This is a genomic window from Mycobacterium sp. (assembly GCF_032162605.1).
GTDB lineage: Bacteria > Actinomycetota > Actinomycetes > Mycobacteriales > Mycobacteriaceae > Mycobacterium.
On the sequence record NZ_JAVROT010000149.1, the window covers coordinates 1 to 14665 of the forward strand.

Below are 14665 nucleotides of genomic sequence, written 5' to 3' on the forward strand. Positions count from 1 at the left end.
TGGCTCACGTTCCACCAGATGATCGTGAAGAGCACCGCGCACACGAAGACGACGATGTCGCGCCAGTTGCCGCGGTAGGACTGGGCGACCTCGAGCAGCGACCGGTTCTTGTCGACGGCCGCGATCAAGTCGTCGACGCGGATGTCGATGACGCGCTGCAGTTCGGCGCGCCGTTCGGTCTGCTCCTGCGGAAGCCGGTCCAGCAGATCCATGTCCTGCTTGATCAGGCCGCGGATGTCGGGCCCGCGCAGATTGCCCGCGGCGATGCCCAGGAGCGCACCGCCCGCGATCGGCGCGCCGGCCATGGCGAGTTCGGCGATACCAGGCATTTGCGACTCCTCGGTCGGTTCACGGAACTAGACCGTATCGGAGCCGCCCGCCTATTTCGCCCAGTCGGTGACGGCCGGCCACGTCGCCTCGCTTCCGGGGTCCGGCGCCCACGCGACGGAGTTCAGAACGTCCTCGAGCTCGGAGTGCAGAACGTCCTTTTGGTCTGCGGTGAGTTCGGGGTCGCGGGGCGAGATGAGATCGAACTCGACGTACGTCCCCTTCTGAACGAGGACGGCAGCCCAGAACAACGATCTGTCGTATCTACCGTCCTTGCCGCCGATGGTCCGGGTGACTTCGGTGCGGTGCGACCCGTCGGTGAAGTCATCTCGGCGCTTGCGTCTGCACCAAGAGCGATGCGTTTTCCTGGGTGCATTCCGAACCCTTTCCCTGGTTCGTGCACGTACTGAACGTCAGCGTCGTGCCCTCGCTCCCAGGGCCGTAGATCGGCAGGTTCTTGGTGTAGGCGCTGGCCAATGGCATCCGGGCCGGCACGTTTGCAAGGCTCAGCGGATACCGGACCGGAGTGCGCTCGGTCGGCCGCAGTGCGCGGGCGAGCTCGAGCATGCGGTCGGGGCTGCGGTCGGGCCATCCGCGGCTGAGGACGGCGTCTGCGCGGCCGGGTCCGAAGGCTGCCCGCCGCAGCCCATGGCCGTTACCAGCACGGACACCGCGGCTAGGAGGCAGAGGACCGAGCGGAGGAGGGAGACGTCCCTGGCTGACCGCATCGGCGAAATCTATCCGCTCACAACGGCGGCGTCCACAGCGTTTTCACAGTCGACGGACGGCTTCGTCCGCCTCAAGCCATCAGTTGAGCGGCGACCGTTGCGCCGAGTTCCCAGCACGACTCCAGGTCCGCCTTGCTCGGCTTGCCCGAAACCACCACGGTCTCTGCGGCTTTGACCCAACCCAGCCCGGTCGTGATGGCAGCGACGCCCCGCTCTGCCCCTTCGGTGCCCTCGTTGCCGTGGAGGTAGAGGCCGAACGGCCGCCCCCTGGTCGCATCCAGGCACGGGTAGTAGCAGACGTCGAACGCGAGTTTGAGGGCGCCGCTCATGTACCCGAGGTTCGCCGGCGTGCCGAGTAGATAACCGTCCGCCTCCAGCATGTCCGTCGGTGACACCGAAAGCGCAGGCCGCCGAACGACTTCCACGCCCTCGATCTCCGGATGGGACGCGCCGGCGAGGACTGCCTCGAACATCTCCTGCAGGTGTGGCGACGGAGTGTGGTGCACGATCAGGAGCGTCTTGCTCACGGTTCCTGCTCCTGCATCGCGACGGCCTTCTTCATCGTCTCCCGCGCCCGTCCCCGATCACCCGCGTAGTCGTAGGCGCGGGCGAGCCGGTACCAGCGACGCCAGTCGTCGGGATCCGCTTCGACCTCGGTGCGCACCGACGCGAACAGCTCGTCGGCGGCTGCGCGTTCGATGCGGCCCGACGGCCTGCGCGGCAACGCACCGACGTCCAACTCCATTCCCTGCTCGCGAGCGAGCCGGGCTAGCCGCTGGTGTGCGAATCCCGCTCGGAGCGTGGCGATCATTGCCCAAAGGCCCACCAGCGGTAGCAGGAAGATCGCCGCTCCGAGTCCGATCGCGGCCGGCCGCCCGGATGAGGCCAGGATGACGCCGGCGCGGCCGAGCAGGACGAAGTACACGACCATCGCCACGCACATGAAGCCGATCAGCAGCTGGATGCGCAGGGCGCGCGACCCGTCGTCCTTCTTCAGTCCCATCGGTTCCTCGCGCAAGCGCTCGTCACAATCCCATGAGGGGTTCGATGCCGACGGTGAGACCGGGATGGTCGGCGACGTTGCGCACCCCGAGAAGCACGCCGGGCACGAACGACGTCCGGTCGAGGCTGTCGTGCCGGATCGTCAGCGTCTCCCCCTGCGTGCCGAACAGGATCTCCTGGTGTGCGACGAGACCGGCCAGCCGGATCGAGTGGACGGGGATGCCGTCGACGTTGGCGCCGCGCGCTCCGTCGAGACCGGTGCTGGTGGCATCGGGGTTGGGCGGCAGACCCTTGCGCGCCTCGGCGATCAGCCGGGCCGTGCGCGCCGCCGTGCCGGATGGGGCGTCGGCCTTGAAGGGGTGGTGCAGCTCGATGACTTCCACCGACTCGAAGAACCGCGCCGCCTGCTTGGCGAACTCCATCGAAAGGACGGCGCCGATGGCGAAGTTGGGGGCGATCAGGACGGCGACGTCCGGCTTGTCGGCCAGCCAGGATTCGACCCGTGCGATGCGCTCATCGGTGAAACCCGTGGTGCCCACCACCGCGTTGATGCCCGCACCGATCAAGAACTCCAGGTTGTCCATCACGACGCTGGGGTGGGTGAAGTCGACGACGACCTCCGTCCGGCTGTCGGTGAACAGCGTCAGCGAATCGCCCGCGTCCACCCCGGCTGAGAAGGTCAGATCGTCGGCCGCTTCGACGGCGTCGACGATCGTCGCGCCGACCTTGCCCTTGGCACCAAGAACTCCGACTCGCATGGTTCGCAGCCTACTTGCCTGTGACATCGGTTTCGCGGCCCTCACCGGCCGGTGAGCGTGCGCCTTCTGCCGTCTCGCCTCGGCGTGTCGCGTACAGACGCGCACGCTCGCGGCAAGAACTATTGGGGGAGGGCGGCTCTGGCCTTGAGGGCCAACCACAGCTCCATCCTGTCGTCGCCGTCGTCGAGCCGCCGTCCGGTCAGTGCGGCGATTCGATCGATCCGGTTCCGCACGGTGTTGCGGTGCAACGAGAGGCGGTGTGCCGCGGGGTCCCAGGCGCCGTTGGCCCGCAACCACTGATCCAGCGTCCGGAGTAGTTCCAGCCGGTCTCGGGGGTCGAGATGGTCCAACGGGGCGAGCACCGCATCGGCGAAACCGCGCACCACCTCGGGCGTGCCCAATGACAGCAACAGCGACACCGTCTCCCCCTCGCTCGCAGCGACGATGCGGCCCAGGTGCTCGCTGATCGGCAGCAGCGAGCGGGCCTGCATCGCGGAGACGGCCAAGGTCTCCGGTGCGGTCGCCGCGCCGATGCCCGCCGGATGGCCCTCGGCGTGCGCCTCGAGCGCAGCCGTCAGCGCCGTCGGATCGGAGTGGGCGATCTCCACGGTCCCGCCGTGCACCCGCAGCAGCGCGCCGGCGAGCGCGAGGTGCAGTCGGAACGCCAGCGTGTCCACGTCGTCGGACGCGACCACCGCCACCTGATAGTGCTCGCCGGTCAGCCCGACACTGGCCGCGAGGTGTTGCGCGCGTTCACGTTTGACGCCTGGGCGCAACAGTTGGCCGAAGACCTGGCTGCGCCGTCGGCGTTCGGGTTGATCGGACAGGTTGCGCCGCTCGATGTCCAGCGCGATGAGGGACACCAGCACCGTGGACGAACTGCGCGACGTCACGTCCATGTCGGCGCCCAGCACGACGTACGCCAGGGGCATCTGCGCCCCGACGGTGTGCACCTCGAAGTCGCCCACCATCGACCATCCGCCGACCGCCGCGCGAGGGTGAAACGGGATGCGGCACGCTCGTTGGACCACGTCGGAGTCGGCGCCTGCCGTCGCCGCCATCAGACGACCACTGCTGTCGCAGACCACACAGGGGGTGGCGCTGGTCTCCGACCAGGCCGACAGCAGCGCAGGCAGTGGCGCCGCGCTGGTCGCCACGGCTGTGAGTCGGCGGTTGATCTCCATCGCGGACAGCAGATCCCTGCGCTCCTGTCTGGCGATGGTCTCGAAGACCCACTTGGTGACGGCGATGAAGGGCGTCTCGTCGGGCACCATCAGCAGCGGTACGCCCACCTCCTGCGCGGCGACTCGCAGAGCGTCGGGACATTCCTGATATGGCAACCCATGTCCGAGGCCCAGCGCGAGGCCCGCGACCCCGGCGGCGGCACACTCTGACACGTAGGCACGGCACTCGGGCAGCCTCATCGGCAACAACAGCCCCACGGTCATGAGCAGTTCGCCGCCGCGCAACCAGTCACCCGGTGACGTCAGCTCCGAGACGTGGGCGGACGTCACCTCCCGACCTGTGCCACCATCGCCAGCGATGAGCTGCAGGTTCAGTGAACGATCGGCCATGACGTCGCCGATCGTGATCACCGCGGACCACCCGTAATGTGCATTTCGCCCAACCTTAGTGGACGCATTGAACATTTCGGCCATGGTGGCTGGTCGACCCGGGGGCGCATCGTGAGACGCAACACACCCACCGATCGCAGGAGCCTCATGACATCCACCACGCCCGTGGCCTCCGACGGTCGCGCCGGATCGATGATCGAGACCCGCTCGATCGACTATGTGCCCGACGACGAGCGCCACGGCAAGGTGTCCCACCAGGGGCCGTTCTGGTTCGTCGGCAACTTCCAGCCGTTCACCCTTGCGCTGGGCTTCGTCGGCCCCAGCCTGGGCCTGTCCCTGTGGTGGACCATCGTCGCGGGCATCGCGGGCATTGCGTTCGGCACCCTGTTCATGGCCTTCCACGCCACCCAGGGCCCCGTGCTCGGGCTGCCCCAGATGATTCAGTCGAGGGCTCAGTTCGGCTATCGGGGCGTTTTGTTACCGCTGATCGGCACGCTGTTCACGTTCGTCGGCTTCAACGTCGTCGACGTGGTCATCATCAAGTCGGGGCTCCAGTCGATCTTCGGCTGGAATCCCGTCGTGGTAGCGGTCGTCATCACCGTGATCGCCGCACTCGTCGCGATCTTCGGACACGACCTGCTGCACAAGACATTCCGCATGCTCTTCTGGATCTCACTGCCGCTGTGGATCGTCCTGACCTGCGGGGTGCTGTTCGGTGGCGTGGCAGGAACAGCCTCCACCCCAGGCGGTTTCACGTTCGTGGCATTCCTGGTGCAGTTCAGCGTCGCGGAGTCCTACAACATCACCTACGCGCCGTACGTCTCCGATTACAGCCGCTACCTGCCCCGCAGCACCAAGCCGTCCGCCATCATCGCCTCGGTGTTCCTCGGCGCCTCGGCGTCACCCGCCTGGCTGATCCCCCTCGGCGCCTGGATGGCGACCTACCTCGGCGCGACTGACGCCTTGGCCGGGATCAACCAGACCGGCAACGACACCTTCTCCTACCTCGGCAGCGTGCTGGCGGTCGTGTCGACACTCGTCCTGGTCGCGACCATGGGACTGAACGCGTACAGCGGAATGCTCACCGTCGTCACGGGTCTCGACTCGCTGAAGTTGGTCTCACCGACTCGCAATCTGCGGGTCGTGACGATCGCCGTGCTCGCCGTCGCCTGGCTGGTGATGAGCCTGCTGCTGTCGAATGCCACGACCGCCCTGAACACCACCCTGCTGATCATGCTGTACCTGCTGGCACCGTGGACGGCGGTCAATCTCACCGACTACTTCTTCGTCCGGCGCGGCCACTACGCCATCGCAGACCTGTTCACCCCCAACGGAATCTACGGCGCCTGGTCGTGGCGCGGGCTGACCGCCTTCCTGGTGGGCGTCGCCGCCGAGATCCCGTTCGTCGACCTACCGTTCTTCGTCGGGCCCGCTGCCGAGGCACTCGGCGAGGTCGACATCGCCTTCATCGTCGGGCTGGTGGTCTCCGGCCTGGTGTACATCGCGGTCACCAGGTCGCTCGACGTGTCCGGCGAACTCAAGTTCATCGAATCCAAGGAGAATGCGTGAGCAACGGCGACATCATCGGACCACCGGACGCGAGCCGCGTCCCCCGGTATACCGATCCCGCCACCTTCGCCCGCCTGCCTCGCATCGACCAGGTCACCTCAGCGGACGTCTGCATCGTCGGAATCCCCTTCGACAGCGGGGTGTCGTACCGGCCGGGCGCCCGCTTCGGGCCGGGGCACGTCCGTGCGGCGTCGAAGCTGTTGCGGCCGTACAACCCGGCGCTGGACGTGGAGCCGTTCGGCAAGCAGCAGGTCGCCGATTGTGGGGACATCGCGGTGAATCCGTTCGACATCGAGGACGCGATCGCCACCATCGATTCGTCGATCACCGACATTCGCCGAGACGGCTCGACGGTGCTCACCATCGGTGGCGACCACACCATCGCCCTCCCGATCCTGCGCTCACTGGCCCGTGACCACGGTCCGATCGCCGTCCTTCACTTCGACGCCCATCTCGACACCTGGGACACCTACTTCGGTGCGCCCTACACGCACGGCACCCCGTTTCGCCGCGCCAGCGAGGAGGGCCTCATCGACATGGAGCGTTCGCAGCACATCGGAATCCGAGGCCCGCTCTACGGCAAGCAGGACCTCGAAGACGATGCGGTGCTCGGCTTTCAGGTCATCCGCTCCGACGACTTCGAGGTCGACGGCGTCGCGAGCATCGTCGCGCGGATGCGTGCCCGTCTCGACGGCGGTCCGGTGTACGTCTCGGTCGACATCGACGTGCTCGATCCCGCGCACGCCCCCGGCACCGGGACTCCCGAGGCAGGCGGGATGACGTCGCGCGAGTTGCTGAACACGCTGCGGGGACTGGTCGGACTCAACGTCGTCGGTGCGGACATCGTCGAGGTGGCACCCGCGTACGACCACGCCGAGATCACCGGCATCGCTGCGGCGCACGTCGGGTACGAACTGCTGTCGGTCCTGGCGGCGAACCGCTGATCAAGTGAGCGCCTCGAGGGCCGATTCCGCCTCGGCGAGAGCCGACTTCGCCGCATCCAAGCGATCGGACGCGGCCCTGGCGGCCTGCTCGGCGTCGGCGTGCTCGGCGTCGGCGGTGTTCAGTTCCCCCTCGGCCGCACTGAGCGTCTCGAGAAGCTTCTCATAGCGTCTGCGCGCCGTGGCGAGGGTGGCCGTCCGCTCCGAGAGCGCGCCGATCGCACCGGCGTGTGCCCGCTCCGCACGCTCGGCTTCGCGGCGCGCCGCGACCACGCGTTCCCTCGCGGCGGCCTGCGCCGGTCTGTGGTCTGCCGATTTCTCGGGCCTGCCGCGCTTGGCCCTCCTCGTCGTCGTCGGCGCAGCCCCAACCGTGGAGACGGACCCGAAATCGCCGAACCCTGACCAGCGTTCCGCCTTGGCCAACCGGCCCAGCCGCGCTGCGACGTCGGGATCGGCAATCGCCGCTTGGAGCGTGCCCACCACGTCGTCCCGCAGGGCGGCAGACGGCGATGACAGCCCGGTGGCGGCGAATCCCGTCCGCACCAGTTCATCGATGAGTCTGCGCTGTATGGCCGACAGCTCACGGATCCGCGCACCGTTCATCGCTGCGTGCGCCGCTCGAAGCCCCTCGGTGACTTCGTTCAACCTGTCCCGGGCGTTCACGTCGCTGCGCACCAGCACGTTCACCACCCAGGCAGCCGTGGTCGGTCGGCGGGCGGCGGCGATCGACTTCGCCGCCTGCACGTCGCCGCGCTTCTTCGCCGCGGCGGCGAGTTCGGTGCGCAGTGCCGTGAAACTCTCCGGCGCGACGGCGTAGAGCTCGTCGATGTCGTCGTCGACGGTCACAGCGGCGACGCTCCGCGCAGATGCTCGAAGATCAGCGAGGTCTGGGTGCCCGCCACGTCGGCGTCGGCATTGAGGTTCTCCACCACGAACGACCGGAGGTCGTCGGTGTCGCGCGCGGCCACGTGCAGGAGGAAGTCGTCAGCACCCGCCAGGAAGTAGACGTCCATCACCTGTGGCCGCATTCGGATGTGCTGGATGAAGTCGATGATCCTGCCGCGGGCGTTCGCCTGCAGGCTGACCGAGATCATCGCCTGCAGCGAAAGACCGATCGACGCGGGATCGATGTCGGCGTAGAAACCGCGGATCACACCGAGCTCCTGGAGCCGTCGCACCCGGCCGTGGCACGTGGACGGAGCGATGCCGACGAGGTCGGCAAGGGCACTGTTCGACATCCGGGCGTCGGAGTGAAGCGCAGTCAGGATGCGCCGGTCGGTGTCGTCGAGGTCCGCGGGTCGAACATTCTTCGACGGCACCGCGACCGGTACCGTCGAACTCGAAGATCGTTCTATCATATGACTACTTTAACGAATGACCATCAATACTATTGCCATTACTTCGAATGTTCTTCACAATTTACCTACCGGAACACGACTTTAGGAGCGGTCATGCGCGTCGGAATCCCGACCGAGATCAAGAACAACGAGTACCGGGTGGCCATCACCCCGGCGGGTGTTGCCGAACTGACCCGCCGCGGTCACGAGGTGCTCATCCAGGCCGGCGCCGGCGACGGCTCGGCGATCTCCGACCGCGACTTCAAGGCGGCGGGCGCAGAGGTCGTCGACACCGCCGACGAGGTCTGGGCGGAAGCCGACCTGCTGCTCAAGGTCAAAGAGCCCATCGAGGCCGAGTACGCCCGGATGCGCAAGGGCCAGACGCTCTTCACCTATCTGCACCTCGCGGCGTCGCAGGCGTGCACCGACGCGCTGATGGCCTCGGGCACCACCTCGATCGCGTACGAGACCGTGCAGACCGCCGATGGCGCGCTGCCCCTGCTGGCCCCGATGAGCGAGGTCGCAGGTCGCCTGTCCGCACAGGTCGGCGCCTACCACCTGATGCGCAGCCACGGCGGCCGCGGCGTCCTCATGGGCGGCGTCCCCGGTGTTGCACCGGCCGAGGTCGTCGTCATCGGTGGCGGCATGGCGGGGTACAACGCTGCCCGCGTTGCCAGCGGCATGGGCGCGCACGTCACCGTGTTCGACCTCAACGTCAACACGCTTCGCAAGATCGACGGCGAGTTCAGCGGCAACATCGAGACCCGCTACTCGTCGAGCCTCGAACTGGAAGAGGCCGTCAAGCTTGCCGACCTCGTCATCGGGGCGGTGCTCGTCCCGGGCGCGAAGGCTCCTAAACTGGTCACCAATTCAACTGTCGCACACATGAAGTCGGGTGCGGTTCTGGTGGACATCGCCATCGACCAGGGCGGCTGCTTCGAGGATTCGCACCCCACCACGCACGACGATCCCACCTTCGCCGTGCACGACACCGTGTTCTACTGCGTGGCCAACATGCCCGGTGCGGTGCCGCGGACGTCGACGTTCGCGCTGACGAACGCCACCATGCCGTATGTGCTCAAGCTCGCCGACAAGGGTTGGCAGGCCGCGTGCGTGGCCGATCCCGCACTGGCGAAGGGTCTTTCGACGCACCAGGGCGCGCTGCTCTCCGAGCAGGTCGCCTCCGACCTCGGGCTGCCGTTCACCGACCCCGCGGCATTGCTCGCCTAGAACTTCTCCTCCACTCGCCCGGTCGGCGCCCACGCGGCACCGACCGGGCGATGACATTCCGGCAGTGCTGCGGACCGCTTCGAAGCAGGAGCTCGGCTGGGCCGTCAGCCCGCGATGCTCCGAAGTGCTTGGGGCAGCGACTTATTCGATCGGTGGGGCCCAAGTACCGCTGCGCCGTACGGCCGGTTCAAGAGTTGCTTCGCGACGGTGTTCACCTCGTCGAGGGTCACGGCGTCGATGAGCGCCAGGGTCTCGTCGATACTTCGATGCAATCCGAAGTTGAGCTCGCTGCGACCGATGCGATGCATCCGCGAGCCCGAATCCTCGAGGCCGAGGACCAGCCCACCTCGCAACGAGCCCTTGGCGATTCGGCACTCGGATTCGGTGATGCCGTCGCGCGCCACCTCGGCCAACACATCCGCAGAGACCCGCGATACCTCGTCGAACCGCTCGGGCAGGCACGCCGCGTACACCGAAAGCGCACCGGAGTCGGAGAACGTGTCAACCGTCGAGTAGACCGAGTACGCGAGTCCGCGCGTCTCCCGAATCTGTTGAAACAGACGTGAACTCAGGCCGCCGCCCAGGGCACCGTTGAGTACGGACAACGCCCATCGGTGCTTCCAGTGCCGCCCGGGCGTGCGCACGCCGAGGAACATGTGCGTCTGCTCGCCGTCGCGATTGACGAGTTGCAGACTGGGCTGCCCGGGGACCCTGCCAGTGCCCTTACGGGGCGCGACGGACTCTTGTCCCCTCACCAGCCGCGGCCCGAAGTGTTCCTTCACCAAGGCGACCACGTGGTCGTGATCCACATTGCCCGCCACCGCGACGACCATGCGTTCGGGTGTGTACCTCCGCACGTGGAACGAGTGCAGTTGGGCTCGCGTCATCGTCTCGATCGACTCGATGCTGCCGATCACCGGACGACCCACCGGATGGCTTCCGAACATCGCCGACAGGAAGACGTCCCCGAGCGTGTCCTCGGGATCGTCGTCGCGCATGGCGATCTCCTCGAGCACCACGTCGCGCTCGACCTCGACGTCCTCGGCTGCGCACCGGCCACGCAGCACCACGTCGGCCACCAGGTCGACGGCCAACTCGAGATCGGTGTCGAGCACGTGCGCGTAGTAGCAGGTGTGCTCCCTGGCGGTGAACGCGTTCAGCTCACCACCCACCGCGTCGACGGCCTGAGCGATCTGGACCGCCGAGCGCGTCGGCGTCGACTTGAACAGCAGATGCTCGAGGAAGTGAGCGGCGCCGGCCACGCTATGACCCTCATCGCGTGACCCGACGCCTACCCACACTCCCACCGATGCCGAACGCACCGAAGGGACGAACTCCGTGACGACGCGAAGCCCTCCGGGCAGCGCGCTGCGCCGGACGAACTTAGCTGCTGGCTGTCGCGGCATCGGCGGGTGCAGCACCCGAATCCGTCGAGACGTCGGGCGATCCGGCTGATGCCTCGGCTGTTTCATCCTCGGCGACCAACACCAGCGAGATCTTGCCGCGGTTGTCGATGTCGGCGATCTCGACGCGCAACTTGTCGCCGAGCTTCACCACGTCCTCGACCTTGGCGATGCGCTTGCCGCGGCCCAGCTTGCTGATGTGCACCAGACCGTCACGACCCGGCAGCAGCGACACGAACGCACCGAAATCGGTGGTCTTGACAACGGTTCCGAGGAACCGCTCGCCGATCTTGGGCAGCTGCGGGTTGGCGATCGCGTTGATCATGTCGATCGCTGCCTGCGCCGATTCGCCGCTGGTCGCACCGACGAACACGGTGCCGTCGTCCTCGATGGAGATGGACGCACCGGTCTGCTCGGTGATCGAGTTGATCATCTTGCCCTTCGGCCCGATGACCTCGCCGATCTTGTCGATCGGCACCTTGATCGTGGTGATGCGCGGGGCGTACGGGCTCATCTCGTCCGGCTCGTCGATGGCCTCGGCCAACACTTCGAGGATGGTGATGCGAGCGTCCTTGGCCTGCGCCAGCGCTCCGGCCAGCACCTGCGAGGGAATGCCGTCGAGCTTGGTGTCCAGCTGCAGCGCGGTGACGAAGTCCTTGGTGCCAGCGCACTTGAAATCCATGTCACCGAAGGCGTCCTCGGCGCCGAGGATGTCGGTCAAGGTGACGAAGCGCCGCTCGGTGCCCCCACCCTCGACCTCGACGTCATCAGACACCAGACCCATCGCGATGCCTGCGACGGGCGCCTTGAGCGGCACACCGGCGTTGAGCAGTGACAGGGTCGACGCACACACCGAGCCCATGGACGTCGAGCCGTTGGAGCTCAGCGCCTCCGACACCTGGCGGATGGCGTACGGGAACTCCTCGATGCTCGGCAGAACCGGCATGAGGGCGCGCTCGGCGAGCGCGCCGTGGCCGATTTCACGCCGCTTGGGGGAGCCGACGCGGCCGGTCTCACCGGTCGAGTACGGCGGGAAGTTGTAGTGGTGCATGTAGCGCTTGGACGACTCCGGCCCGAGCGAGTCGATCTGCTGGGCCATCTTGACCATGTCGAGGGTGGTGACGCCCATGATCTGGGTCTCGCCACGCTCGAACAGGGCGCTGCCGTGTGCCCGCGGGATGACGGCGACCTCGGCCGACAGCGCGCGGATGTCCGTGATGCCACGGCCGTCGATGCGGAAGTGGTCGGTGAGGATGCGCTGGCGGACCAGCTTCTTGGTCAGCGAGCGGTAGGCCGCGCCGATCTCCTTCTCACGCCCGGCGTACGTCTCGCCGAGACGGTCGAGCACCTCGCCCTTGATCTCGTTGGTGCGCTCGTCGCGCTCTTCCTTGCCCGCGATGGTCAGCGCCTTGGAGAGCTGGTCGGTGGCGACCGAGGACACCGCGTAGAACACGTCGTCCTGGTAGTCGGGGAAGACGGGGTAGTCGGCGGTCGGCTTGGCAGCGCTGTCGGCCAGTGCCTGCTGCGCGTCGCACAGCGCTGCGATGAACGGCTTGGCGGCCTCGAGGCCCTCGGCAACGACGCTCTCGGTAGGCGCTCCGGCGCCACCGGCGATCAGCTCGATGACGTTGTCGGTGGCCTCGGCCTCGACCATCATGATCGCCACGTCTTCTTTTCCGGAGTCGGCCACTTTTCGGCCTGCGACGACCATGTCGAACACGGCGGTCTCGAGCTGCTCGACGGTGGGGAACGCGACCCACTGTCCATCGATCAGCGCGACGCGCACGCCGCCGACGGGACCGGAGAACGGAATCCCGGAGATCTGGGTCGACGCCGATGCGGCGTTGATCGCCAGCACGTCGTACAGGTCCTTGGGATCCAGGCTCAGGATGGTGACGACGACCTGGATTTCGTTGCGCAGACCCGAGATGTACGTGGGGCGAAGCGGCCTGTCGATCAGGCGACAGGTCAGGATCGCGTCCGTGGAGGGACGGCCCTCGCGCCGGAAGAACGAACCGGGGATGCGTCCCGCGGCGTACATCCGCTCTTCCACGTCGATCGTCAGCGGGAAGAAGTCGAAGTGGTCCTTCGGGGTCTTGCTGGCCGTGGTGGCCGAGAGGAGCATGGTCTCGTCGTCGAGGTAGGCGACGACGGCGCCGGCGGCCTGCTTGGCAAGCCGGCCGGTCTCGAAGCGGATGGTGCGGGTGCCGAAGCTCCCGTTGTCTATGACGGCGGTGGACTCGAAGACACCGTCTTCTATTTCAGTTGCAGACATACGTGTGTCAGACCTCTTTAGTTCTCGTGTAGTGCGGTTTCGCACCCCATTTTGCTCGCCACGCGAGAGGACCCGGGAAACCTGACGGCCATCGATCGAAGCGGCCGGTACACACCGGCAGCCACTACCGAAGACCGCCCATACGAGAGCGGGTGCTCGGGTGACGCGCTGGAACGGTCACGCGGTTATGCGCGAATCGCACCTGTCGTCTAGAGCCAACCGGTTACCGATAGGGCTCAAAACACGTTCATATTACACGGCGGCAATTGCCCGACCCGTCCAGTCGAGCCCTACGGGACGTCCTCGACGCACACCGTGAACTGGCGTTCGTCATAGGCGTAGCCGAGCCCGGTGGTGCACTGGTCGACGTTGGCCACCTCCTGCAGGATCTGGGTGGCGCGCTGACGGTTTGGCGCCGACGCGTCGTTGCAGTCGATGCGGACGGGGTCGCGGTCGTTGTCCGGGTCGACGCTCATGCAGCCGTCGACCACCCAGTCGATGTCCATGCAGATGGTCGGACCCGACCCGCTGAAGGAACTGCGCGCCGAGTAATAGGAATCGACGTCGCTGAAGCAGTCGTCGGCGTTCTCGACGGTGCCCACGACCTTGAAGTTCGAGTCCTGACTACCGCATTCCACCTTGGTGGTCTCCGGCCGGTCCGGGGGGCCGCCGACCTTCAGACAGTCCCCCACCTGCAGGTCCGCGGCAGCCGCAGATGAACACCCCGACAACACCCCCGAAACGAGGATGACGAGGAGCGCGAGCGCAACGAGTGCCCCCGCAGGGAGGGATTTCACCCGGGTTTAGCGGCGCAGACCCAGGCGCTCGATCAGCGAGCGGTAGCGTGCGACGTCGACCTGGGCGATGTACTTGAGCAGCCGACGACGACGGCCGACCAGCAGCAGCAGTCCGCGCCGCGAGTGGTGATCGTGCTTGTGCTTCTTGAGGTGCTCGGTCAGATCGGAGATGCGCTTGGTCAGCATCGCGATCTGGGCCTCCGGCGAACCGGTATCGGTCTCGTGCAGGCCGTACTGGCCGAGGATCTCTTTTTTCTGCTCGGTGGTGAGCGACATGAAACTACTCCATCCATGGGTTCGCGAATGATGAACTTCAGCAGCGGCCGCCGCGAACTGCAGCGCGCTGGGTCGCCGGAGAGTGTATCAGCGGGTCAGCGCGTGGACCGAATCGTCACTGCGCGGACAGGATCGTGCGGGCCCGCGCGGTGTCCCGCTCCATCGCGACGACGAGGTCGTCCACCGAGTCGAACTTCTCCTGGCCGCGGATGCGCGCGACGAAGTCCACGGCCACGTGCTGACCGTACAGATCGGCCTGGGTGTCGAGGACGAAGGCCTCCACCGTGCGGGTGCGGCCCGAGAACGTGGGATTCGTCCCCACCGACACCGCAGCCTGATAGCGCTCACCTGGGATGACGGTACCCATGACGGGGCCGTGGCCCAGGACGGTGAACCACGCGGCGTAGACACCGTCGGCCGGGATGGCGGAGTACATCGGTGGGGCGAC

The 14665-nt window shown here is 66.9% G+C and carries 17 protein-coding genes; 3 read left to right on the forward strand and 14 right to left on the reverse strand.

Annotation, left to right across the window (positions count from 1 at the left end):
- From QOI01_RS09100 to QOI01_RS09130, 7 genes are all read right to left on the reverse strand, one after another.
- Positions 1-329, reverse strand: a 329-nt coding sequence (locus QOI01_RS09100; RefSeq protein WP_526380077.1) for a hypothetical protein, incomplete at its 3' end; no start/stop codon positions are given.
- 51 nt (positions 330-380) lie between these two features.
- Positions 381-578, reverse strand: coding sequence for a hypothetical protein (locus tag QOI01_RS09105; RefSeq protein WP_526380079.1), 198 nt, complete (start codon positions 576-578; stop codon positions 381-383).
- Positions 579-651: 73 nt separating this feature from the next.
- Positions 652-894 carry a hypothetical protein gene (locus QOI01_RS09110; RefSeq protein WP_526380081.1) on the reverse strand — a complete coding sequence of 81 codons (243 nt, stop codon included), beginning with the start codon at positions 892-894 and terminating at the stop codon, positions 652-654.
- Positions 895-1126: 232 nt separating this feature from the next.
- Entirely contained in the window at positions 1127-1528 is a 402-nt protein-coding gene (locus tag QOI01_RS09115; protein WP_526380105.1) for a flavodoxin family protein, read from the reverse strand.
- A gap of 50 nt (positions 1529-1578) precedes the next feature.
- The gene (locus QOI01_RS09120; RefSeq protein ID WP_526380083.1) at positions 1579-2058 is read right to left on the reverse strand and encodes a hypothetical protein; all 480 of its coding nucleotides are present in this window, start codon (positions 2056-2058) and stop codon (positions 1579-1581) included.
- A 22-nt stretch (positions 2059-2080) separates the two neighbouring features.
- Positions 2081-2815 (reverse strand): 4-hydroxy-tetrahydrodipicolinate reductase, encoded by a 735-nt coding sequence (gene dapB / locus QOI01_RS09125; protein WP_526380085.1) that lies wholly within the window; start codon positions 2813-2815, stop codon positions 2081-2083.
- 119 nt (positions 2816-2934) lie between these two features.
- Entirely contained in the window at positions 2935-4389 is a 1455-nt protein-coding gene (locus QOI01_RS09130) for a PucR family transcriptional regulator (protein ID WP_526380087.1), read from the reverse strand.
- Positions 4390-4536: 147 nt separating this feature from the next.
- Between QOI01_RS09130 and QOI01_RS09135 the strand changes: the two genes are divergently transcribed.
- Together QOI01_RS09135 and speB are read left to right on the forward strand one after the other, a co-directional pair.
- On the forward strand, positions 4537-5958 hold the full coding sequence (locus tag QOI01_RS09135) for a purine-cytosine permease family protein (RefSeq protein WP_526380088.1): 1422 nt from the start codon (positions 4537-4539) through the stop codon (positions 5956-5958).
- Positions 5955-6902 (forward strand): agmatinase, encoded by a 948-nt coding sequence (gene speB, locus QOI01_RS09140; RefSeq protein WP_526380090.1) that lies wholly within the window; start codon positions 5955-5957, stop codon positions 6900-6902. The genes QOI01_RS09135 and speB overlap by 4 nt, the downstream gene beginning before the upstream one ends.
- On the opposite strand, the gene QOI01_RS09145 is transcribed toward speB, so the two are convergent.
- Complete coding sequence (locus QOI01_RS09145; protein WP_526380091.1) at positions 6903-7745, reverse strand: hypothetical protein; 843 nt, start codon at positions 7743-7745, stop codon at positions 6903-6905. It abuts the gene before it with no gap.
- Entirely contained in the window at positions 7742-8257 is a 516-nt protein-coding gene (aldR, locus tag QOI01_RS09150) for an HTH-type transcriptional regulator AldR (protein ID WP_526380093.1), read from the reverse strand. The genes QOI01_RS09145 and aldR overlap by 4 nt, the downstream gene beginning before the upstream one ends.
- A gap of 93 nt (positions 8258-8350) precedes the next feature.
- Here aldR and ald point away from each other — a divergent pair, with 93 nt between their 5' ends.
- Complete coding sequence (gene ald / locus QOI01_RS09155) at positions 8351-9466, forward strand: alanine dehydrogenase (protein ID WP_526380095.1); 1116 nt, start codon at positions 8351-8353, stop codon at positions 9464-9466.
- Between the two features lie 104 nt (positions 9467-9570).
- Here the strand turns inward: ald and QOI01_RS09160 are convergent, their stop codons facing one another.
- The 5 genes from QOI01_RS09160 to QOI01_RS09180 form a co-directional block, all read right to left on the reverse strand.
- On the reverse strand, positions 9571-10872 hold the full coding sequence (locus tag QOI01_RS09160) for a M16 family metallopeptidase (protein ID WP_526380097.1): 1302 nt from the start codon (positions 10870-10872) through the stop codon (positions 9571-9573).
- The gene (locus tag QOI01_RS09165) at positions 10850-13144 is read right to left on the reverse strand and encodes a polyribonucleotide nucleotidyltransferase (protein ID WP_526380099.1); all 2295 of its coding nucleotides are present in this window, start codon (positions 13142-13144) and stop codon (positions 10850-10852) included. The genes QOI01_RS09160 and QOI01_RS09165 overlap by 23 nt, the downstream gene beginning before the upstream one ends.
- Positions 13145-13434: 290 nt before the next feature.
- The gene (gene lppU, locus QOI01_RS09170; protein WP_526380101.1) at positions 13435-13941 is read right to left on the reverse strand and encodes an LppU family putative lipoprotein; all 507 of its coding nucleotides are present in this window, start codon (positions 13939-13941) and stop codon (positions 13435-13437) included.
- 6 nt (positions 13942-13947) lie between these two features.
- Positions 13948-14217: a 30S ribosomal protein S15 gene (rpsO, locus tag QOI01_RS09175; RefSeq protein ID WP_263998227.1), complete on the reverse strand. Its 270-nt coding sequence runs from the start codon at positions 14215-14217 to the stop codon at positions 13948-13950.
- A gap of 115 nt (positions 14218-14332) precedes the next feature.
- On the reverse strand, positions 14333-14665 hold a 333-nt coding region (locus QOI01_RS09180; protein WP_526380103.1), incomplete at its 5' end, for a riboflavin kinase.